Source organism: Pantoea sp. X-Soil-OKNW-556 (assembly GCF_059730695.1).
In genome coordinates this window covers 520,074-541,568 of the sequence record NZ_AP035991.1, presented here as the reverse complement: position 1 = coordinate 541,568, position 21,495 = coordinate 520,074, and the positions used below count along the sequence as shown (strand labels likewise).

The 21,495-nt window shown below is 51.6% G+C and carries 20 protein-coding genes and 1 pseudogene; 11 read left to right on the top strand and 10 right to left on the bottom strand.

Annotation, left to right across the window (positions count from 1 at the left end; translation table 11 throughout):
• Positions 1 to 8: 8 nt before the first annotated feature.
• Positions 9 to 866 (bottom strand): helix-turn-helix transcriptional regulator, encoded by an 858-nt coding sequence (locus tag AC6I8T_RS23180; RefSeq protein WP_208726195.1) that lies wholly within the window; start codon positions 864 to 866, stop codon positions 9 to 11.
• A 116-nt stretch (positions 867 to 982) separates the two neighbouring features.
• Here AC6I8T_RS23180 and AC6I8T_RS23175 point away from each other — a divergent pair, with 116 nt between their 5' ends.
• Together AC6I8T_RS23175 and bamA are read left to right on the top strand one after the other, a co-directional pair.
• Positions 983 to 2,392 carry an MFS transporter gene (locus AC6I8T_RS23175; RefSeq protein WP_208726197.1) on the top strand — a complete coding sequence of 470 codons (1,410 nt, stop codon included), beginning with the start codon at positions 983 to 985 and terminating at the stop codon, positions 2,390 to 2,392.
• A 231-nt stretch (positions 2,393 to 2,623) separates the two neighbouring features.
• Complete coding sequence (gene bamA, locus AC6I8T_RS23170) at positions 2,624 to 5,062, top strand: outer membrane protein assembly factor BamA (RefSeq protein ID WP_208726199.1); 2,439 nt, start codon at positions 2,624 to 2,626, stop codon at positions 5,060 to 5,062.
• Positions 5,063 to 5,303: 241 nt separating this feature from the next.
• On the opposite strand, the gene AC6I8T_RS23165 is transcribed toward bamA, so the two are convergent.
• From AC6I8T_RS23165 to AC6I8T_RS23145, 5 genes are read right to left on the bottom strand one after another with little or no spacing between them, the layout of a single operon-like run.
• Positions 5,304 to 6,392 carry an ABC transporter ATP-binding protein gene (locus AC6I8T_RS23165; protein ID WP_208726201.1) on the bottom strand — a complete coding sequence of 363 codons (1,089 nt, stop codon included), beginning with the start codon at positions 6,390 to 6,392 and terminating at the stop codon, positions 5,304 to 5,306.
• Positions 6,393 to 6,394: 2 nt separating this feature from the next.
• Positions 6,395 to 7,342 (bottom strand): carbohydrate kinase family protein, encoded by a 948-nt coding sequence (locus AC6I8T_RS23160; protein WP_497834471.1) that lies wholly within the window; start codon positions 7,340 to 7,342, stop codon positions 6,395 to 6,397.
• Complete coding sequence (locus AC6I8T_RS23155) at positions 7,339 to 8,178, bottom strand: carbohydrate ABC transporter permease (RefSeq protein WP_208726210.1); 840 nt, start codon at positions 8,176 to 8,178, stop codon at positions 7,339 to 7,341. Before AC6I8T_RS23155 ends, AC6I8T_RS23160 begins: the two co-directional genes overlap by 4 nt.
• On the bottom strand, positions 8,168 to 9,076 hold the full coding sequence (locus AC6I8T_RS23150) for a carbohydrate ABC transporter permease (protein ID WP_208726212.1): 909 nt from the start codon (positions 9,074 to 9,076) through the stop codon (positions 8,168 to 8,170). Before AC6I8T_RS23150 ends, AC6I8T_RS23155 begins: the two co-directional genes overlap by 11 nt.
• Positions 9,077 to 9,085: 9 nt before the next feature.
• Positions 9,086 to 10,333 (bottom strand): extracellular solute-binding protein, encoded by a 1,248-nt coding sequence (locus tag AC6I8T_RS23145; RefSeq protein ID WP_208726214.1) that lies wholly within the window; start codon positions 10,331 to 10,333, stop codon positions 9,086 to 9,088.
• Positions 10,334 to 10,586: 253 nt separating this feature from the next.
• On the opposite strand from AC6I8T_RS23145, the gene AC6I8T_RS23140 reads away from it, so the two are divergent.
• On the top strand, positions 10,587 to 11,756 hold the full coding sequence (locus AC6I8T_RS23140; protein ID WP_208726216.1) for an ROK family protein: 1,170 nt from the start codon (positions 10,587 to 10,589) through the stop codon (positions 11,754 to 11,756).
• A 3-nt stretch (positions 11,757 to 11,759) separates the two neighbouring features.
• Here the strand turns inward: AC6I8T_RS23140 and AC6I8T_RS23135 are convergent, their stop codons facing one another.
• Positions 11,760 to 12,479 carry a dienelactone hydrolase family protein gene (locus tag AC6I8T_RS23135; RefSeq protein ID WP_208726217.1) on the bottom strand — a complete coding sequence of 240 codons (720 nt, stop codon included), beginning with the start codon at positions 12,477 to 12,479 and terminating at the stop codon, positions 11,760 to 11,762.
• A gap of 215 nt (positions 12,480 to 12,694) precedes the next feature.
• Here AC6I8T_RS23135 and AC6I8T_RS23130 point away from each other — a divergent pair.
• From AC6I8T_RS23130 to AC6I8T_RS23100, 7 genes and pseudogenes are all read left to right on the top strand, one after another.
• A pseudogene (locus tag AC6I8T_RS23130) lies at positions 12,695 to 13,075 on the top strand (VOC family protein); the annotation flags it as partial.
• A 305-nt stretch (positions 13,076 to 13,380) separates the two neighbouring features.
• A complete protein-coding gene (locus AC6I8T_RS23125; protein ID WP_497830854.1) occupies positions 13,381 to 13,809 on the top strand; it encodes a TOBE domain-containing protein in 429 nt (142 codons plus the stop codon).
• A gap of 167 nt (positions 13,810 to 13,976) precedes the next feature.
• The gene (locus AC6I8T_RS23120) at positions 13,977 to 14,138 is read left to right on the top strand and encodes a hypothetical protein (RefSeq protein ID WP_497834470.1); all 162 of its coding nucleotides are present in this window, start codon (positions 13,977 to 13,979) and stop codon (positions 14,136 to 14,138) included.
• Positions 14,139 to 14,354: 216 nt separating this feature from the next.
• Positions 14,355 to 15,599 (top strand): oligosaccharide flippase family protein, encoded by a 1,245-nt coding sequence (locus tag AC6I8T_RS23115; protein WP_497834469.1) that lies wholly within the window; start codon positions 14,355 to 14,357, stop codon positions 15,597 to 15,599.
• Positions 15,596 to 16,465 (top strand): ATP-grasp fold amidoligase family protein, encoded by an 870-nt coding sequence (locus AC6I8T_RS23110; protein ID WP_497834468.1) that lies wholly within the window; start codon positions 15,596 to 15,598, stop codon positions 16,463 to 16,465. The genes AC6I8T_RS23115 and AC6I8T_RS23110 overlap by 4 nt, the downstream gene beginning before the upstream one ends.
• A 221-nt stretch (positions 16,466 to 16,686) precedes the next feature.
• The gene (locus AC6I8T_RS23105; RefSeq protein WP_208726229.1) at positions 16,687 to 16,932 is read left to right on the top strand and encodes a YmjA family protein; all 246 of its coding nucleotides are present in this window, start codon (positions 16,687 to 16,689) and stop codon (positions 16,930 to 16,932) included.
• A gap of 53 nt (positions 16,933 to 16,985) precedes the next feature.
• Positions 16,986 to 17,525, top strand: coding sequence for a DUF2058 domain-containing protein (locus AC6I8T_RS23100; protein ID WP_208726231.1), 540 nt, complete (start codon positions 16,986 to 16,988; stop codon positions 17,523 to 17,525).
• Between the two features lie 16 nt (positions 17,526 to 17,541).
• On the opposite strand, the gene AC6I8T_RS23095 is transcribed toward AC6I8T_RS23100, so the two are convergent.
• Positions 17,542 to 18,240 carry an RluA family pseudouridine synthase gene (locus AC6I8T_RS23095; protein ID WP_497834467.1) on the bottom strand — a complete coding sequence of 233 codons (699 nt, stop codon included), beginning with the start codon at positions 18,238 to 18,240 and terminating at the stop codon, positions 17,542 to 17,544.
• Between the two features lie 160 nt (positions 18,241 to 18,400).
• Between AC6I8T_RS23095 and AC6I8T_RS23090 the strand changes: the two genes are divergently transcribed.
• Positions 18,401 to 18,868 (top strand): DUF1203 domain-containing protein, encoded by a 468-nt coding sequence (locus tag AC6I8T_RS23090; protein WP_208726235.1) that lies wholly within the window; start codon positions 18,401 to 18,403, stop codon positions 18,866 to 18,868.
• 42 nt (positions 18,869 to 18,910) lie between these two features.
• Here AC6I8T_RS23090 and mqo read toward each other — a convergent pair whose 3' ends face one another.
• Together mqo and AC6I8T_RS23080 are read right to left on the bottom strand one after the other, a co-directional pair.
• A complete protein-coding gene (mqo, locus tag AC6I8T_RS23085) occupies positions 18,911 to 20,563 on the bottom strand; it encodes a malate dehydrogenase (quinone) (protein ID WP_208726237.1) in 1,653 nt (550 codons plus the stop codon).
• Between the two features lie 227 nt (positions 20,564 to 20,790).
• The gene (locus tag AC6I8T_RS23080) at positions 20,791 to 21,495 is read right to left on the bottom strand and encodes a GNAT family N-acetyltransferase (protein ID WP_208726239.1); all 705 of its coding nucleotides are present in this window, start codon (positions 21,493 to 21,495) and stop codon (positions 20,791 to 20,793) included.

The following is a 21,495-nucleotide window of genomic DNA, read 5'->3' as shown; positions in this document are numbered from 1 at the left end:
GATTGCAGTTATGCGCGGGTAATCAACTGCTGCAATGCCGCTGTGCTGGCCGCATCGTCTGGCACATACACCAATAAACGATCGCCATTACGTGATGCTGACCACCAGTTATTCTGCCGCAGTGTCATTTCACTCACCCCAGGACGCCGGAAACGTTTCACACGGTTTTCCACCTTGCCCAGCTCGTAGCGCTGCCAGGTGCGGCCAAATTCATCGGAACTGGCGAGCAGCCGCGCGAGATAACTTTCCCAATGTGGGTCGCCAAGGTGTTCCCCCATCTGACCCCGAAACATCGCCACCATCTGAGGCATCACTTCATCCCAGTCGGCCATCGCGGCACGCCAGCCGGGATGATTGAACGCCAGCCAGATGCAGTTACGATCTTCCGGCGGAATTTCTGCCAGATCCACCCCCATCAGCGCACACCATGCCGCGTTATAGCCAAGAATATCGAAACGCGGGGTTTCAATGATGGCGGGTAGCTGAATTGCATCCAGCATCTTTTGATTATGTTCGGCAATTTTGCAGCAAGCCGCCACCACCCGCACCGAAGGCAGGTTATGCCCGGCAAGGGAAAACAGATGCTGTGTCTCGACATCGTTGCATTGCAACGCCGTCGCAATCGCCGTCAGGGTTTTTGGCGAGGCTTTAATATCGCGCCCCTGCTCCAGCCAGGTGTACCAGGTCACGCCAACATCTGCCAGCTGTGCCACTTCCTCACGTCGCAGACCCGGCGTACGGCGATGGCGCATACGCGGCAGGCCGAGGCGATTTGGATCGAGACTTTCGCGTCGCGTGCGCAGAAAAGTCCCGAGCAATTTGCGGTTGTGATTGGCGGCGTTAGTAATGGGCTGCGTGCTGAGCATTGAAGGCACTCCTGATAAGACGGGTAGAATTTATACCATGATAAACAAGAACTGGTACCCGTTTAATGATTAGGTGATGCTATGCCTCACAGAAGACAAAAACAAGGGTAAAACCGATGCAATCATCGCAACTTCAACGGGCAGGATTGGTGGTCCTGCTGTCCGGGCAACTGCTGCCCATGATCGATTTTTCAATTGTTAACGTCGCACTCGACGCGATGGCGCATAGCCTGCACGCCACGCCCATTGAGCTGGCGTTGATCGTGGCAGTTTACGGCATTGCCTTCGCCATCTGTCTGGCGATGGGGGGCCGACTCGGGGATAACTATGGTCGCCGCCGGGTATTTCTGGCGGGCGTCTGGACATTTGGTTTTGCCTCACTGTTGTGCGGCATCGCCAGTCATGTCGGAGTATTGATGTTTGCCCGCGCATTGCAGGGGGTTGGGGCCGCATTTATCGTGCCACAGATTCTCGCCACATTGCATGTGTCCCTCAAGGGCAGAGCGCATGCGCGCGCCATTGGTCTGTATGGCGGTATCGGTGGGCTGGCATTTATTGTGGGGCAGGTGCTGGGCGGCTTCCTGATTAAAGCCGACATCGGTGGTTATGGCTGGCGCAGTGTGTTTCTGATCAACCTGCCAATCTGCCTGTTTGTTGTGTTAACGGCACGCCGCTTTGTGCCAGAAACCCATAACAGCCAGCGCGTGGCGATTGATGTTAGCGGTACGCTGCTGCTGGCCGGGGCGGTGGGTTGTCTGATGCTGGCACTGGCATTGGGTCCGGTGTTGCACTGGTCGTGGCCGTGCATCTTATTGTTGGCGCTGTTCCCGCTGTTTTTGCATCGCCTGCGCCAAAGTGCATTACGCCTGGAGGCCGCACAAGGCGCACCTTTGCTGCCGCCTTCGCTGTTGCGCCTGCCCGGGGTACGGTTTGGTTTAACTATGGCGGTGCTGTTCTTCTCCTGCTGGAGCGGCTTTATGTTTGCCGTGGCGCTGACGTTGCAATCAGGACTGGGGTTGAGCGCCTTTGAATCGGGCAATGCGTTTATTGCGCTTGGCGTGGCCTATTTTATCGGGTCGATGCAGAGCACGCGCATGGTGGAACGCTTTGGCAAACGTGTCACGTTGCTGACCGGTTGTGTTATCCAGATGCTCGGTTTGCTGTTGTTGATTGCCACGCTGCATTACGCCTGGCCGAACGTGGGTATCGTCACGCTGATCCCCTCTACGGTCCTGATTGGTTTTGGACAGTCGTTTATCGTCAGCACCTTCTACCGTATTGGTATGACTGGTGTGCCGCATCATCAGGCGGGAGCGGGCAGCGCGATGCTTTCAACCGTACAACAATCGGCACTGGGTTTAGGTCCGATGTTACTTGGCGGTGTCTTCACACAGATCTGGTTACAGGGTACGCATCTGATGGCGATCACCGGTACGTTGATGGTCGAATGGATGTTAATGGCGGTGCTGGTGGTGTTAACCAGCCTGAGCCGTCGCTCCTTTCAGCCGGTCGTAACTGAAGGCTAATTGTTTCTGGTGCGTAATTCTTGTGGGGTAATTTCAGCAGTGGATTTTCAGCTTATTGTAAAATAACCGAAAATACGCCTGCTTCACTGAATTTACCTTTGGCTAAGCGGTCTTTTTTCCGGAACATAACGCCACTATCAATGGGCTGAACCCTGTGTTCAGCCCGTTTTTTGTGGTGCGGGAATTAAGGCAATCGCCACAGGCACAGGAATAGCGGCAGGCTCATAGCAGATGAAAAAGATGTTAACCGGGTTACTCTTTATGGTGACCACCACTGCCTTCGGTGCAGATGATTTCACCCTCAGGGATATTCATTTTGATGGACTACAGCGTGTCGCACCGGGTGCGGCGATGCTGAGTATGCCAGTGCGTGTCGGCGATCGTGTTAACGATGACGATATCAAAAATACCATTCGTGCCCTGTTTGCCACCGGCAACTTTGAAGATGTGCAGGTATTGCGTGATGGCGATACGCTGCTGATTAAAGTGAAAGAACGTCCGTCGATTGCCAGCATCTCGTTCTCCGGCAATAAAGCGATTAAAGAAGATCAACTGAAACAAAACCTGGAAGCGTCTGGCGTCAGCGTCGGGAATGCGCTGGACCGCACCACACTCTCCTCGATTGAAAAGGGGCTGGAAGACTTTTACTACAGCGTGGGTAAATACACCGCCAGCGTCAAAGCGGTAGTTACCCCCTTGCCACGTAACCGTGTCGATCTGAAATTTATCTTTACCGAAGGTGTATCGGCAAAAATTCAGCAGATCAATATTGTCGGCAACCACGCTTTTTCTGATGATGAACTGATTACGCAATTTCAATTGCGTGACAGCGTGCCCTGGTGGAATTTTATCGCCGATCAGAAATACCAGAAACAAAAACTGGCTGGCGACCTGGAGACGCTGCGTAGTTATTATCTCGACCGTGGCTACGCCCGTTTTAATATTGATTCCACACAGGTCAGTCTGACACCGGACCGTAAAGGTATTTACATCACCGTGAATATTCACGAAGGCGATGTTTATCATGTTAGCGGCGTGGTGGTGAACGGTAATCTGGCGGGTCACTCTGCTGAAATCGAGAAACTGGCACAGATCCCAAAAGGGGGTCTGTATAGCGGTGCGAAGATCACCCAGAATGAGAATGCGATCAAAGATCTGTTAGGTCGCTATGGTTATGCCTTCCCGCAGGTCAGTACCCAGCCGGAAATTAACGATACCGATAAGACGGTGAAACTGCATGTCAATGTGGATGCTGGCAACCGTTTCTACGTCCGTAAGGTGCGTTTTGAGGGCAACGACACCTCAAAAGATTCCGTACTGCGTCGCGAAATGCGCCAGATGGAAGGGGCCTGGCTGGCGAACAACCTGGTTGATCAGGGCAAAGAGCGTCTGAACCGTACGGGCTACTTCGAAAGTGTGGACGTCGATACCCAGCGTGTGCCCGGCAGCCCGGACCAGGTTGATGTGGTCTACAAAGTCAAAGAGCGCAACACCGGTTCGTTCAATATCGGTGTTGGTTACGGTACCGACAGTGGCGTCAGTTTCCAGCTTGGCGTCAGCCAGGATAACTGGATGGGCACCGGCAATACCGTTGGCTTTAGCGGCACCAAAAACGATTATCAAACGTATGTTGAAGTCTCCGCCACCAACCCGTATTTCACGGTGGATGGCGTTAGCCTCGGTGGCAAGTTGTTCTACAACGACTATAAAGCCGATGATGACGATCTGTCTGAATATACGCTGAAGAGTTTAGGGGCGGGCACCACATTAAGTTTCCCGATCAGCGAAAATAACAGCATCAACACCGGGTTTGATTACGTCTACAACCGTGTCAGCAATATGGCACCGCAGGTGGCGATGTGGCGTTATCTGGGTTCTGTGGGCATACATCCGCGAGTGATCGAAACCGATGACGACGACGATGATGATTACGCCACCAGTTCCAATACCTTCAGTGCCAATGACGTGTTCTGGAATGTTGGCTGGGGCTATAACTCACTGGACCGTGGCTTCTTCCCGACATCGGGTGTAACGGCGGGTTTTAACACCAAAGTCACTGTACCGGGTTCGACCAACAGCTATTACAAAAGCACACTCAGCGCCAACGCCTATCTGCCACTCAGTAGCGATCACCGTTGGGTGTTGATGGGACGAACCAAAGCCGGTTACGCCGATGGTCTGGGTGGTAAAGACGTACCGTTCTACGACAACTTCTATGCCGGTGGTTCCAGCTCGGTGCGTGGCTTCTCCTCCAACACCATTGGTCCGAAAGCGGCGTATTACAGCTGTAGCGGCAGTGAAAGCAGCTACAGTGATTGTGCGGTGAAAAAATCTGATGATGCGGTGGGCGGTAACGCGATGGCAGTCGCCAGCGCCGAGCTGATTGTGCCGACGCCGTTTGTCAGCGAGCGCTATGAAAGTTCTCTGCGTACGTCGGTGTTTGTTGATGCCGGTACGGTATGGGATACCAAGTGGGAAAATACCGCCGCAACCCGCGCTGCCGGTATTCCGGATTACGGTGATCCGAACAATATCCGTGTTTCCAGCGGCCTTGCGCTGCAATGGCAGTCGCCACTGGGACCTCTGGTGTTTTCTTATGCCGTACCGATTAAGAAATATGAAGGCGATAAGTCTGAGCAGTTCCAGTTTAATATCGGTAAGACCTGGTAACGGCGTGATTTAACACGTTGACATCTGTAACAGCGCGATAAATCGCGCCGTTACGGGACATTATGAAAAGGGTTTTACAGTTTCTTTAAACGACCAAGACAGACGAAAACATCTGTACTGGTAAAATAGTAAATCGTGCAATGCTTAGGGAAAGAGGGTTCGCGAAAACATCGTTGTTATGCGTTTTTAATTAACTGAATTTTATTTCGCCACCCTCATATTGAGGGTGGCTTTTTTATTTTCAGTGGCCGGATTCGGTTAAGCGATAACCCGTCTCAGCATCAAACAGATGTATTTTCTCGCTATTAAAACCGAGGATCAATTCATCGCCACTGTTGGCGGCGTGGCGTCCGGCGATCTGCATATGTAACGCGTGACCGTGCCAGTCGAGATGTAACAGGGTCGATTCCCCGGTGATTTCCACCACATTCACCCGCGCAGCGGCACCGTTATCCACTTCGCGCAGATCGTGTGGACGTAAACCAATGGTAACCGGTTTACCGTCATGCTCGCGCGCCACCGCATGCCAGCGTGCCGGCAACGGTTGCCACAGATCCTGACACTGCACGCCAGGCACACCCTCATGGCTCACCAGTTGCGCAGGCAGCAGATTCATCGGCGGTGAGCCGATAAAGCGCGCCACAAAGGTGTTAGCGGGACGATCGTAAATCTCCAGCGGCGCGCCTTGCTGCACGATGTAACCAGCCTGCATCACCACAATCTGATCTGCCAGCGTCATTGCCTCGACCTGATCATGGGTGACATACACCATGGTGGTTTTAAAGCGCTGATGTAGCGATTTAATCTCCGCGCGCAACTCCATACGTAATTGCGCATCAAGGTTGGAGAGCGGTTCATCAAACAGGAACACCTGCGGGTTGCGCACCATCGCGCGCCCCATCGCCACACGCTGCCGTTGTCCCCCGGACAAGGCGCGCGGATAGCGCTGCAATAGCTGATCAATGCCGAGAATGGCAGCGATACGCTGAATTTTGCTTTGCTGCTCCTCGCGTTTGACCTTTTTCACCTGCATATGAAACGCCAGGTTTTCCGCTACCGTCAGATGCGGGTACAGCGCATAGCTTTGAAACACCATCGCGATATCACGGTCAGCCGGATCGCGATCGTTAATCTGCACCTGGTCCATCAAAATGGCGCCTTCGGTCAGGCTCTCCAGTCCGGCCAGCAAACGTAACAGCGTGGATTTGCCACAGCCGGACGGCCCGACCAGCACGGTAAAACTGCCATCGGGAATGGTCAGATCGAGCGGATGCAGCACCGACTGTTTGCCGTAGCGTTTGGCGACTTTGATCAGTTCAACACTGGCCATGATTATTGTTCCTTTGCCGAAAATTGGAGTTGTTGCCAGTTGGGGTAGCGACGTGGTGCGGTGCTGATCGCCAGCGCGGCTACCGCAATCCCCCATTGCAGAGCCGCGGTAACGTCCTGCTGATGGAGCAGGGCGGTGAGAAACCCGGCGTTAAAGCTATCGCCCGCGCCAATGGTATCCACCACCGTGACCGGACGGGCGGGTTGGCTGAGCTGTTGATCGCGCAGCCAGCAGCGCGCACCCTGTTCTCCACACTTCACCACGCAACCGCCGCGACCACTTAACTGCCGGGCCAGTTGCGTTGCGCTGGTGGGGAGTTGCGCCTGTGCCGCCAGCCCGAGGGTTTCCACTTCGTTCAGCAGCAACCAGTCGCACAGCGGCAGCCAACGGGCGATATCCTGCCGCACTTCCTCCGTCCAACCCTGCGGTGGCCAGCCGGTATCGACAGCAATCAGATAGCCACGCTGGCGCAGCTCAGTGAGTAACGCGGGATAGTCGCCATACAGATGCAGGCAGAGAAAAGTGCCGCACAGCAACACGATATCGCCCTCAGTCGCCTGCTGCGGCAGTTGATCCAGCACCTGCTGCGCGGTGAGCTGCACAATATGACCGTAGTTGCTGATAAAGGAACGCTCGTGGTCGGAGTGGGTGACGCCTACCGTCAGCGAGGTTTCGCACTGGCTACGCGGCCAGTGTGCGGCGCTGTGGGGAAAATGGCTCGCCAGCCACTGGCTGAGGCCATCGTCACCCTGATTGGCGATAGCGCGATGACGCACCTGCATTGCCTCCAGCGCCAGCGCGCAGTTACCGGCTGAGCCGCCGGGGCGCAACTCGCTGTGTTTGACCATGACTTCAGTGCCACGCTGTGGCCACTGATCCAGCGTGCCCATAATTAAATCGACATTGATATTGCCCACCACGTAAAGGGTGGCGGTGGTTGTGTTGATCATCCCTTACTCCCCCCGCTGGCAAGACCGCTTACCAGGGTTTTTTGTAGCCAGATAGCAATAAACAGGGGCGGTACTGAGGCCAGAATTCCGACCGCCGCAATTAAACCGTCATCGGTGGCACGTCCGGCAGTGAAACCGGCAATGGTCACCGGCAGGGTCTGCGCAGCGATGTTGCTGGTGAACAGCAGGGCATAGAAAAATTCGTCCCATGCCAGCAGCCAGCCAAACAGCGCCGCAGCGCCCAGGACCGGTTTTGCCAACGGCAAGGTGATGCGCAGCAATACCTGCCACACGCGCAGACCATCAAGACGAGCGGCCTGCTCGATATCCCGGGGCAGGGTGTCGAACTGGTTTTTCAGCATCCAGGTCAGAAACGGCAAAATCAGCGAACAATAAACGATGATCAAACCGGGTCGGGTGTTGAGCAAATCAAAGTGCTGCAACAGGAAGTAAAGCGGCAGGACAAAGGCGACCGGCGGCACCATATAGATGGCGAGGGAGGCAAACAGCCAGCCATCGCGTCCACGATAGCGTGAGAAGCTGAAGGCGGCCGGAATCGCCAGCAACAGGCAAATCACGGTCGCGCCGGTGGCGACGATCAGACTGTTGCCCAGCGCATGCAGAAACAGCGTGCCGGGCTGATCCGGTGCCAGCGACAATAGCCTGCCGTAGCGAGTGAAATCCCACTGGCGCGGCAACCACTCCAGCGGGATGCGCGTCAGATCGCTGGTCGCGCTAACGCTCATCAGAAACAGCCAACTCATGGGTGCCAGTACCGATACGGCGACCAGCAGCGCGGCGAGGTATTTCGCCACCGTGCGTATTTTAGCCTTCATCGGCACTCCCGCGGCGGCGCTGCCGCCACAATAACAACATGTAAATAGTGATCAGCACAGCACACAGTAGCGTCATCAGCATGGCGTAGGCGGCACCGCTGCCGGCACGCAGATAGCTGAATGACTCCTGATAGACGTAAAAGCTGAGAGTTTTGGTGCTATCGACCGGGCCACCGCGCGTCATGACGTAAATAATGTCGAAGATCTTGAACGCATCGATGGTACGTAGTACCAGGGCAACGCTGAGTGGACCCACAATCGCCGGAAAGGTAATGGCGTGAAAACGTCGCCATGCTGATGCGCCATCCAGGCGTGCCGCTTCATAAAGGTCGTCAGGAATGGATTGCAGCGCTGCCAGCACCAACAACGTCACCAGCGGGTAGTTTTTCCAGATATCCGCCAGCATCACTGCGTTAAGCGCGGAATCGGGTGATCCCAGCCAACTGCGGTAGCCATCAATAATCCCCAACTGGGTCAACAGGGCATTGATGCTGCCGTAGTCCGGGTTGAAATTGAGTCGCCACATCATCGCGTTGACGATGGTCGGTAGCGCCCACGGCAGAATCACCAGCACGCGCAGCATGTTGCGGCCGACAAATTTCTGGTTTAGCAGCAGCGCGACCAGCACGCCAATCACCCCTTCAATCGCCACCGACACTACGGTGAAGTACAGGGTGCGCCACAACGAGCTCTGAAAATCAGCATCGGTTATGGCATACAGGTAGTTTTCCAGTCCAACCCAGCCGGGGGCTTCACCGCTGCCAATCAGGGCGGCATCGGTGAAACTCAGCCAGATGGTGCGTAGCAGAGGCCAGGCGGTGAGCAGCAGCATCACCAGTAACATGGGTGCCAGCAGCACCCATGCCTGCCGCTGTTCGCGTTGACGCAAACTCAGCATACTGACCCCTTAATGCAGACGTGCCGCGCTTTTATCCACCGTCTGCATCGCCGATTCCGGCGTCACACTGCCCAGCAGCACCTGTTGCAGTTGCTGTTGCAGGGTATTGGAGAGACGGGAATAATCGGCGGTTTCCGGGCGTGACAGCATCACGTTGAGTGATTTATCCGCCGCAGCGATCAGGCTTTCCTGATTTTTCAGCACCGCCGGATCCTGATAGGAGCTTTTCCAGATCGGCAGGCTTAGCGTGGCGTATTTATTCTGCACCGGCTGCGAGGTCATATAGCTGATGTAGTCCCATGCCTGTTCCGGGTGGCTGCTGCCTTTGGCAATGCCTAAGCCCATTGACCCGTTAACCGCGCCGACTTTACCCGGCGCATCGCCTGGTGCAGGCATGATGCCGACCTGACCAGCGACTTTGCTCTGTTTCGGATCGTTCGCCATGTTGTACATATAGGTCCAGTTCAGCGCGAAGGCGGCGTCACCGTTGGAGAAGGATTTACGCACATCTTCTTCGAGGTATTCACGCGAAGCCGGATTGCTCAAACCTTCATCCAGCGAGCTTTTCATCAACTTCACCGCCTGCAATGACGCCGGGCTGGAGAAATCCAGTTTGCCGTTCTGGTAGAACTTGCCACCAAAGCCAGAGACCAGGGTGGTGTAATCGCACACCAGCGCTTCTGCTTGCGACCAGCTCCAGACCAGCGGATATTTCACGATGTTTTTCTGTTTGATGGTGCGCGCATCATCCATCACCTGTTGCCAGGTTTCAGGCAGGGTGGTGATCCCGGCTTTTTCCAGCATCGCTTTGTTGTAGTAAAGGTATTTGGTATCGAGGATCCACGGCATCCCGAGGGTCTTCCCTTTGAACACCACGGTATTCATCGCTCCGGGGAAGATCTGTGATTTTTCTTCCGGGGTGATACGGCTGCTCACGTCCTGCAACAGGTCAAAACGGGTGAATTCAGCCGGCCAGATGGCATCGAACAACACCACGTCATAGCCGTTGCCACCGGCGCCGCGTGCGGCGACGATTTTATCGTGCAGCGCTTCGTAAGGCACAAACTCCAGATTGACCTGCACGTCCGGGTGCGCTTTTTCAAACTCCTGTGTCATGGCGCGAATATCATTTTCGCTATACGCGGCCTGGGTCATGAACAACGCATTAAGCGTGGTGGCCGCTGAGGCGCTTCCCGCGCTCGCTAACAGCAGGGCTGCAAAACATCCTTTCAGCGTGGGGGTGAATCGGGTTTTCATGGTTTTCTCCGCCTAAATGCAAAAAGAGGGTGTTTAATTAAATCAATTTGATTGATTTAATAACGCGCACAGGTTGTCAGATTGCTGCGGCTGACATCGATTAGCTTAAGCAAGTGACGTGCCAGGGCATACATCTCGCTTGCCACTGCGCTTAACTCTGCACAGATTTTTACGTCTGTCAGGTGAACAACATGGAAAATGTGTAGCCGATCATAGATATTGATGCGATTGCGTCAGGAGCGTAGGAAGGACGATGAAAACCTCGGGAACCAATCTGGAACACGCGCGTGCGCACAACCGGCGCGTCATCATCGAAGCCATTCGCCTGCATGGTGAACTGACGCGCGCTGAGCTGGCGCGACTTACCGCCTTAACCCCGCAAACCGTCTCCAACATCGTGGCGGAACTGGAAGAAGCGGAGCTGCTCGCCAGTCGCCAGCCGCGTAAGCAGGGGCGGGGACAACCGGCGATCCCGGTGACATTGAATCCAGCCAGTGCCTGGTCGATCGGTATCCATCTTGATCATCAAACGCTACTGATCGTGCTGGTGGATTTAACCGGCGAAATTCATTTTCGTCGCCTTATTCTGGTGCAGAAGCCCCAACCTGATGCCACTTTAGCGCGCATCGCTGAGGTACTGGCGGAGATCAAAACGCAACTGGGCGCGCGCTGGGGGAAAGTATTGGGGATAGGGGTGGTAATGCCCGGACCTTTTGGTGTTGAAGGGATCTCGTCGGTCGGTCCCACCACGCTGAACGGTTGGGAAAACGTCAATATCGAGACAGAACTGGCGGCAATGAGCGGTTTACCAGTGACGCTGGAAAACGATGCCACGGTCGCGGCGATAGGTGAACGTTTCCACGGCGTGGCACGTCAGCTCAACTCCTTTATTTATCTCTATATCGGTACCGGACTGGGAGCCGGTATCTTCACCGACGGCCATATTTATACCGGCCATGCACACAACGCCGGTGAGGTGGGGCATATCGTGATTGATCCGCACGGGCGTGAGTGCTACTGCGGCAACAAAGGGTGTCTGGAGCGGTATGTTTCGTTGCAGGCCGCCTATGAATTTTGTGGTCTGGACCCGATGAGCGCCCTGCCCGACGATTTACTTGAAGTGGACCCGGCATTGTTTGATCGCTGGATCGACAGCGTGTTAGCTCCGCTACGCCAGGCGATCAATATGCTTGAGTGCGTTTTTGATGCCGAAAGTGTGATTATCGGCGGCATGATGCCCGCAACCCTGCTGGATAAAATCGTCCAGCGTTTGCCGCCGTTATATCAGTCGGTGCGCGGACGTTATCTCACGGGATCGCGCCTGAAGACCGGGATGACCGGTAGCGATACCGCAGCACTGGGAGCTGCGGCATTGCCGATCTTTGATGAATTTAATCCACAGTTTCAGGTGCTGATGAAATGAGGGTTAAAAGATCTCGGCAAATAACGCGAACATGCGTGTAAAAGCGCGCTCGGCCACCTGCGGATGGTACTGGGCCACGCCAGGATTATTGGCCTGTGGATCGGTAAAGGAGTGGGCTGCGCCAGCGTAGCTGACCAGTTGCCAGTCGATCTGACGGGCTGTCATCTCGTGGACAAATTCATTCAACTGCTCGCGCGGCACCAGCGGATCGGCTGCGCCGTCCAGCACCAGTACGCTGCCTTTGATTGAATTCATCGCGTAGTCACCTTTGGTGTCCAGCGAGCCGTGGAACGACACGGCGGCTTTGATATCGGCACCGCTGCGCGCCAGTTCCAGTGCGCAGTGCCCCCCAAAACAGAAACCGACGGCGGCCAGTTTATCGTGTGCTACCGGAGCCTGCTGCTGTTCCAGCAATGCCGTCAGCGCCGCCTGCATGCGCGCCACTTCAGCGGGCGTATCTTTCACTGCCATCATCATGCTGCCCGCTTCTTCACCCGAAGTCGGGCGTTTGCCTTCACCGTAAAGGTCCGCCACCAACACCACAAATCCCTGCGCGGCAATTTTCCCGGCAACGTCTTCAGCCATACGGGTGACACCCATCCAGTTGGGTGCCAGCACGATGCCGGGACGTGCGCGGGTGATGTCGTTCTGGTAAACGAGGGAACCGGTGAAGGTGCTGCCGTTTGCCTGATACGTGACGGGAGACGTGGTTAAGCTGGCCATAAATAAATCCCTGATAAATAAGTAAGTTAAGATCGAGTACGTTGCAGCCAATTGGCAGGTAATGCAATGGTTTTAGTGCGTGACAGCAAGAAATGTTAACGGGGGCAATTCGCTGCGGTTCTGGCAGTTGCGGCGCGATTTATCGCGCTAACAGACAAATGGCAGGATCAGTTTGATGTAATTTAGGGGGAAGAAAAGCCAGTGGAGATTGCCAGATGTTTGCACATATGCGTATTGCTAAACCGGTCACCAACCTCGAACGTGCTTTCCTGATGTACAGCCAGGGATTGGAGATGAAAAAGATTGCTGATTTCACCGATCATGATGGTTTTAGCGGCATCATGTTAGGTCGGGAAGGGTTAGCGTGGCACATGGAGTTTACTGTTTGCCATCATCATCCCGTTCAGCCATTGCAGACGGCAGAAGACTTATTGATTCTTTATTATCCGGACAACGACGAATGGCGAGATGTCTGTGCCAGGATGATCACCGCAGGTTTTACCGTGACAGAATCATTTAATCCTTATTGGGAGGTTAACGGGCGCACGTTTGTCGATGCCGATGGTTATCGTGTGGTGATCCAGAACCGGGCATGGGATGTTGCCAGTACCATGATGGCACATCAGGCTGGTTATCAGGCGCGTGGTACTACAAGTGTTACTACTGGCAAAGAGGAGATAGGACGTCGAACGGTGGCGGGTTGGCACGAAAAAATGGCTTATTGAACATGAAAGGAAACAGCGCTAAATATCGGCGTAATTCTATTCAGTTAAGACATATTCTGTAGCGGCGCGATTTATCGCGCGATTAGCCAGCCAACGCGATAAATCGCGCCGCTACGAATTAATGCACAAACATAAGTATCAGGCACTGCAATCAATCAGCGAGATAAGGGGGTTTTATGCAGGTATCAGCACGTAATCAACTGGTTGGCACGGTCAGCGCCGTCACCACCGGTGCCGTTAATGACGAAGTCGAATTGACGCTGGCAGGGGGCGTCAAACTGGTGGCGATCGTCACCCACAGCAGTAAAGAAGCATTAGGTCTGGTTGCCGGTAAAGAAGCCATTGCCTTCATCAAAGCGCCGTGGGTGACCCTTGCCACTGAGGAGTGTGGCCTGAAATTCTCTGCACGTAACCAGTTTGCCGGAAGCGTCACCCGCGTTACCGAAGGCGCGGTTAACGCGACCGTGCACATTGCAACTGACGCCGGGTTTGAAATTGTCGCCGTCGTCACCAACGAAAGCCAGGAAGAGATGAAGCTGACGCAGGGCAGCCGTGTGCTTGCGCTGATCAAAGCCTCCGCGATACTGATTGCGACCCGTGCCTGACCGTAGAGTGCCTATCGGCACGTTCACTCGTGCCGTTTTTATCCAGAGAGTGGGATGACGCATAACAGTCAGGATGCCAACTTGGGTGGCAATCTGACAAAAGTATGCATGACGGCATCGTATTTAATCATTGTGCAATTTATACCTGGCGTTCATGGTGAGTACTTGTGGTGAAACTGGCACAGATGCTAATTAAAAGCAGTGCCTACGCCCGCATCTGCGATGCGCCTTCTCATTTTCTTATTGCGATGAATACCGGTATTGGTAATGCCGACACCACCCAATACAAAACCGATGAACATTATCCGGGTTATCATATTGCCTGGTAAAAAACTCTATTAATGAATGGCATTATTATTGATAAACTATTGCAATTAATCTGATTAATATAAAAAAGCCTTCACTGTTTTTATTTAAGCAGTCACACTACCAACCAAAAATGAATGGAGTGGGATGGTTTTTTTAGGTAAGTAAAATCCCATCAGGTAGAGATATCTTTCATTCATAAGGATATAACCAAAAACCATGCCTATGTGAGATGTGAAATGTACACTAACGCATTATGGATCATGCTGGAGAAGTCAGTTAATATTATCGGATTGATATATATTAATTCACTTATGGCAAAGTACATTGGGCCTGATAATTTCGGGAAGATAAATATTTCAACTTCGATTTTTATATTTGTGCAAACATTATCATGGTTTGGCGGTCAGAGCATTTTGTTTAAACGCATGAGCGAAAATACAAAATCCGGCATCGCAATGGCGATGAACACGCAAAATCAACGGCGTATTTTCTTTCTCCTGTCATCAAGTGCGATTTTAATTTATCTTTATTTATTTACTGATTTCGTCGTATTTTTATTTGGCGTGGCGAATTGCATTGCTACTTACTATATTGTGATGGACTTCTTTTCCATTTACAACAACACTCAGCTTAAGTCAAAAATAAACACGATAACAAATGTGATTGGGCTATCAATAGCACTATTGATCAGGTTCTATATTTCGCACTTCGAGTTGCCAGTTTACTACTTCACCATTCCAATTATCATAATCCCGCTCATACCCTACATCATGAGGTTGGTTTATTTTAAAAATACGACAGAGCTAAAAGACAATGGCAAGGGGTTTGGGCTGTATAATCGGCATATGCTTTATGCCGGAGGGGCGTTGATTTTATCAAGCCTGTCAGTTGATATATATACCCAGATTTCCAACATTTTTTTGGCTAAAATAATTTCTTACTCAGATCTCGGGGTTTATAGCGTAGCATTAACCATAGGAGGTGCCTGGTCATTTATTGTTTTGGCGTTAATAACAAGTTTTTTTTCAAAAATATATAGCGAAAAAAACCCAATAGCTATTGAGAGACTGCTGATTAAAATTAATCGAATTGTAATTCTGCTTTCCCTTATTGCTTTAGGTGGGTTCTATCTTTTTGGTGACTTCTTTATTCGTAAACTGTATGGCGATAAGTATATGGATTCAGTGAATATCATCCCCGTGATAATTATTGCCACCATGTTCTCTGCATTGGGAACGATTTGCTACAGGTATATGATAAAGGAATCCGGATATAACTATCTGGCTAAAAAGATGTTTTTATGCTGTGTATTAACAATACCATTGTCCTGGATAATGATTAGTGCGTTCGGGATTAATGGCGCTGCATATTGTTTTTTGATTGTTGAGGTTTTGTCTTGCACTTTTCTTAATTACTTCTTCAAAGACAAAACAATCATCAAAATGCACCTTAATATTTTTAAATTGGGGTTGTCAAAATGAACGTGATAAAACAAACAGTAAAATCAGCTCTAAAGGTTGGCGCTAATGTTTTCCCTGAATTTTATGCTAAAACTCACTACCTGATCCGATTCAAGAAAAAATTAAACTTAAGAAACCCTGCCAGTTTTAATGAAAAAATACAGTGGCTCAAGTTCAATGAGCTAAATGATGATATTTACACGCTGTGCGCGGATAAATATAAGGTCAGGGAGTATGTTACAGCTAAAGGCTGTGGGGACATCCTTAATACCCTGTATGGGGTGTACGATAACCCACAAGACATAGACTATAGTGCGTTGCCAGAAAAATTTGCACTGAAATGTAACCACGGTGCAGGTTATAATATCATATGTGACGATAAATCATCATTAGACATTGAAAAAACCAACAAAAAACTTAATGAATGGTTAAGGCAAGATTACTCAGCAAATTTTGTTGAACCGCAGTATAAAAAAATAGAAAGAAAAATTTTATGTGAGAAGTACATCGAAAATGAGCGCGGTGGTTTTCCTGATGACTATAAATTTTACTGTTTTAACGGGAAGCCCTACGCGGTAATGGTTTGCGTGGGAAGAGAGAAGGGAACACCCAAGTTCTATTACTTCGATATGAACTGGAAGCCTCTTCCTTTCGAAGATACCATTGAGTTAATCAAAGAAAACCATTATCCAGAAATGCCCGAAGGATTTAATAAGATGAAAGCCTGCGCGATTAAGCTGGCTTCTGATTTTAAATTTGTTCGGGCTGATTTCTATCTTCTTAATGGTCAGGTGATTTTTGGTGAGCTGACATTTACACCTTCAGCAGGATTGGATGTCACCTTACAGGAAGCTGATGTCTTTTTAGGAAGCCAACTGAAGTTATAGTTTGCACGATGTTAGAAAAACGCATCAATGGCACACGAAAAATTTAAAGGTTGAACCCGCTATAAAATGGCGCAGTCGTGACATTCTCATCTCACGACTGCGCCATTTTTTTGGCTATTTCTCTGATAAATCATAACAGAAAAAACCAACTGAAAATGGTATCATCCAGGCCGAATGCTGCCCCGTAGTGGGCATAAACTGAAATCCCTGGGGGACACCTGATGAACAACGACGTACCGCTTAAATTTTATGACATCGTGGATGAGTACGAAGTAGACGCTGCCAAACCGGTCACAGAGTCAGAGCGAGACGCGCTGGCGCGCTATTTTCAGCTATTGATCACACGTTTGATGAATAACGAAGAGATCAGTGAGCAAGCGCAGCAGGAGATGGCCAATGAAGCCGGTATCGATGCGCTGCGTATTGATGAGATTGCGACTTTTCTCAATCAATGGGGCAATGAGTAGCTTTGTGTGTCGGGTATAATCCCACAAATTATTCAACAGGTTTAGAAACGCAAATGACAAAACTTACCTTACAAGAGCAGATGCTAAAAGCTGGACTAGTCACCAGCAAGAAAATGGCCAAAGTCCAGAGAACGGCGAAAAAATCACGCGTTCAGGCTCGTGAGGCAAGAGAAGCAGTGGAAGAGAACAAAAAAGCGCAACTTGAACGAGATAAGCAACTCAGCGAGCAACAAAAGCAAGCGACGTTATCCAAAGAGTATAAAGCGCAGGTGAAGCAACTGATTGAGATGAATCGAATCGTCATTGCCAAAGGCGATATCGAATTTAACTTCACCGATAATAATTTAATTAAAAAAATTGTTGTAGATAAGTTGACTCAAGCGCAGTTGGTGAATGGCCGTCTTGCCATTGCCCGGTTGGTGGTTGATAACAGTGGCAAAAGTGAATACGCGATAATCCCTGCCGTCGTTGCCGATAAAATTGCGCAGCGAGATGCGAGCAGTATCGTATTAAATAGTGCGCTCAGCCAGGAACAGCAGGATGAAGATGATCCTTATGCTGATTTTAAAGTGCCTGATGATTTGATGTGGTAATCAGGCATCTTCGCATTCAGAACGGGCTACTATGACGAGCGTTGATCGTCTCTTCACTGATGGGATGCACAAAATGCAGCTCACTGGCGTGTAACATCAGCCGTGGGGTCTGTTCGGTGCCCGGCAACAAGCGACCACCATACAGGTCGCAGCCTAAAATAGGGTGGCCCAACTGCTGGCAGTGAATGCGCAGTTGATGGGTGCGCCCGGTCTCCGGGATTAGCTGCACCCGCGTCAATGGCAGTCGAGTCCCATCCACCCATTCATGATAAAAGCGTTCAACCACCTGGTAACGGGAACGAGCAGGCTTGCCGTGAATGGCACAAATCGACATCAGCGGAAAGCGTGCCGGGTCTTTGGCAATCGGCGCGTCTATCACCCCTTCATTATCAGCCAGATGCCCACAAAGCAGTGCGCTGTACACTTTGGTCACGGTGCGCAGACTGAACTGCTGGCATAACGCGGCGTTGATCGTCTTATTGCGGGCAATCACCATCAAACCGGAAGTCCCAAAATCCAGGCGATGCACCAGGGTGCAGCCGGGGAATATCTTTACCAGCCGATGATGTACCGAATCGAGATTCTGCGGATTTTTGCCCGACAGACTGAGCAATCCGGTGGGTTTATTGATCAGCACCAGGTGGTCGTCTTGATAGAGTGTCTCTATCTGGTCATGGCACGGTGGAGCGATAAAGGTATCGTGAATCACAGACATCAGGCCGTCCGGCAGTAAGAGTGGCAGCGGATGATAACGAATTTTCAGTTGAGTGACGATTCTTGTTGGTATAGCAGCCAAAACTCCATGACCGTTTACAGCGAGCACGTAACGGGAATCAGGCGCTTAATACCCATCCGGTTAACGCTTTGGAGAGGTTATGGCTTATACCATTCGCGGTTTAAACAGCAGCGCATTTACCCATTTGTTTGGTCAGGATGAGAACTATCTGGCGCGACATTTGGCGAGACGGATGCGGGCAGATAAAAACTCGGGTTTTCCGGATCGCATTGCCTTGCGTGATGTGCCGGAGGGGGAGTATGCGATTCTGATCAATCATGCTTACCAACCTGCGGAAACCCCTTACTTTGGCAGACACGCCATCTTTATCCATGAAGGTTGCACCAGGCAAGGTGTCTATCAGGATGAAGTTCCGCCTTATCTGACTACCCGGCTACTCTCGATGCGGGCGTTTAATGCAGCAGATATGATTATTGCGGCGGAGGTTACTCAAGGCAGTGAAGCGGAGTCGTTAATTTTTCAGATGTTGCGTCAGCCTGAAACCGCCTACATCCATGTGCATAGTGCCCGATTCGGCTGTTATCTGTGTGTCATTGAACGCAGTTGAAGCAAAACAAAACCCCGCACCGGCAGGTGCGGGGTTTACGGATTACAGCGCCATATCGTGTTGCGGTGACGGTGCTGCTTTAGCCGGTGCGGCGGCCTGCGGCTGAGTGTCAGCGGCTGGCATATTGATTACCGGAGGTTTGGTCAGTTGCAGTGTCGCTGCGGTGTCATCCCAAACCTGCTGTGCCAGTGCTGGATTGTCGTTCAGCTTCTGGCCGTAGGCCGGGACAATCTGATGAATCTTCTGCTGCCATTCCGGGCTGGCGAACTCAGTCGGGAACAGTTGTTTGATCACGTTGATAGCGATTGGTGCAGCCGTTGACGCGCCCGGTGACGCACCCAACAGCGCGGCCACGGTTTTCTGCTGATCGGTCACGATTTCCGTACCCAGCTTCAGCACGCCACCTTTCTCGGCATCTTTCTTGATGATCTGTACACGCTGACCAGCCTGAATCAGTTTCCAGTCTTCTTTCTTCGCGTCCGGGAAGTACTCTTTCAGCGCGGCAAAACGGTCATCATCATTCAGCATCACCTGACCAATCAGGTATTTCACCAGGTCGAAGTTATCAATGCCCACATGGGTCATCGGCATAAAGTTGCTGGTGGTGGTGGTGCCTAACAGATCAAACAGTGAACCGTTTTTCAGGAACTTGGTTGAGAAGGTCGCGAACGGTCCAAACAGCACCACACGCTTGCCATCGAGGAAACGCGCATCGAGGTGCGGTACGGACATCGGCGGCGCACCTACCGAAGCCTGGCCGTAAACTTTTTCCAGGTGACGGCTGGTGATGGCCGGGTTTTCGGTCACGAGGAACGACCCCCCCACCGGGAAGCCAGCGTAGTTTTCACCCTCAGGAATACCGGTTTTCTGCAACAGCTTCAGTGCGCCGCCACCGGCACCGATAAATACGTAACGTGCATCGATGGTGCGGTTCTCACCACTTTTCACATCTTTGATGGTGACATGCCAGCTGTTGTCGCTGTTACGTTTGAAATCGGTGACTTCAGATGAGGTTTCCAGCGAGAAATTTTCGTTCTTTTTCAGGCTACCGATCAACTGACGAGTGATTTCACCGTAGTTAACGTCCGTACCCACTGGAGTCCAGGTGGCAGCGACTTTCTGCTGCGGATCGCGGCCTTCCATAATCAGTGGCGCCCACTGCTGAATTTGCGCGTGATCGGTAGAGAATTTCATGCCCTGGAACAGCACGGTTTTCTGTAATGCTTCATAACGCTTGGTCAGATACTCAACGTTTTTATCACCCCAGACAAAGCTCATATGCGGCGTGGAGTTAATAAAGTTGTGCGGAGTATTTAATACGCCACGTTTTACCTGAGCGGTCCAGAATTGACGCGAAATCATAAAGGCTTCGTTAATTTCCAGCGCTTTACTGACGTCAATGCTACCGTCCGGACGTTCTGGCGTATAGTTCAGCTCCATATTTGCGGAGTGACCGGTACCGGCGTTATTCCAGCCGTTGGACGATTCCAGCGCGACGCCGTCCAGTTTTTCGACCATAACCTGTTTCCAGCTGGGTTGTAATTCTTCCAGCCAGGTCCCCAGAGAAGCACTCATGATGCCCCCGCCAATCAGCAGCACGTCAGTCTTTTCCGGCGTGTCGGCGGCATGAACGGCAGAGCTGACAAGTAATGCGGTGAGCGAAAGCGAGGTGATTAATTTAGTTGATTTTTTCATTGCGATAACAACGTTTCTTGGCGATGAGTAAAAAGTTCGCAACAAATTTAAAACATTGTTATTGAAATTTTAAAATTTATTTAGTTTAAAAACTATTGAATTAACAAGGCGGATTTATTTGGTTACAAATGTATTGCGCTATTTCCGCGTAAAATAAGCGGTTATTTTGTGTTGGGGCCCACTATTTATAACCGCTATTTCGGCAGGGTCAATGGTGCAGGAGAAAATTAATTTCGCTTAAGGAAGTGGTGAAGCGAATGTATTTGTTGTCCACGACTGTCCATATTTTCTTCGCCAAACCAGCGTGTTATTGCCTGCTGAATTACGGGCCATTCCGTATCAATTACCGACAACCAGTCAGTGTCGCGATTACGTTGCTTTCGTGTCATTGCCTGACGAAAACGGCCCTCGAACGTGAAGCCGAGACGTTCCGCTGCGCGACGCGAGGCGTGATTGGTTGAATCACAGCGCCACGCCACCCGGCGATAACCCAGCGTAAAAGCCTGGTTCAGCAACAGATAGATCGCTTCGCTGCCCAACACGCTGCGTTGCATCAGCGGTGACCAGGTGACATGACCAATTTCCAGGGCACCATTTTGTTGGTCGATATTGGCGAAGCACACCAAACCGACCGCCTGCTGATGGGCATGGCTGAAGACCACATAACAAACCAGCCCGATATCAGCCATTTTTTCGCCGACCCAGCGGGCCATTGCTGTTAGCGACCGGGGCTGATTCGCGCCGAGCCATGTCCAGTCGCGATCGTCCCCGGCCAGAGAAAAGGCTGCCAGCAAGGGTGCGCAATGGGCGTCTTGCAAAGGTTGCAGGGTACAGAAGCGGCCCGTTAAGGCGATCGCAGCGGGACGTGCGACAGGCTGCCAATCTGGCAGGGCAAATCCAATGGGTTGACCGTATTGATTGAACTGAGACAC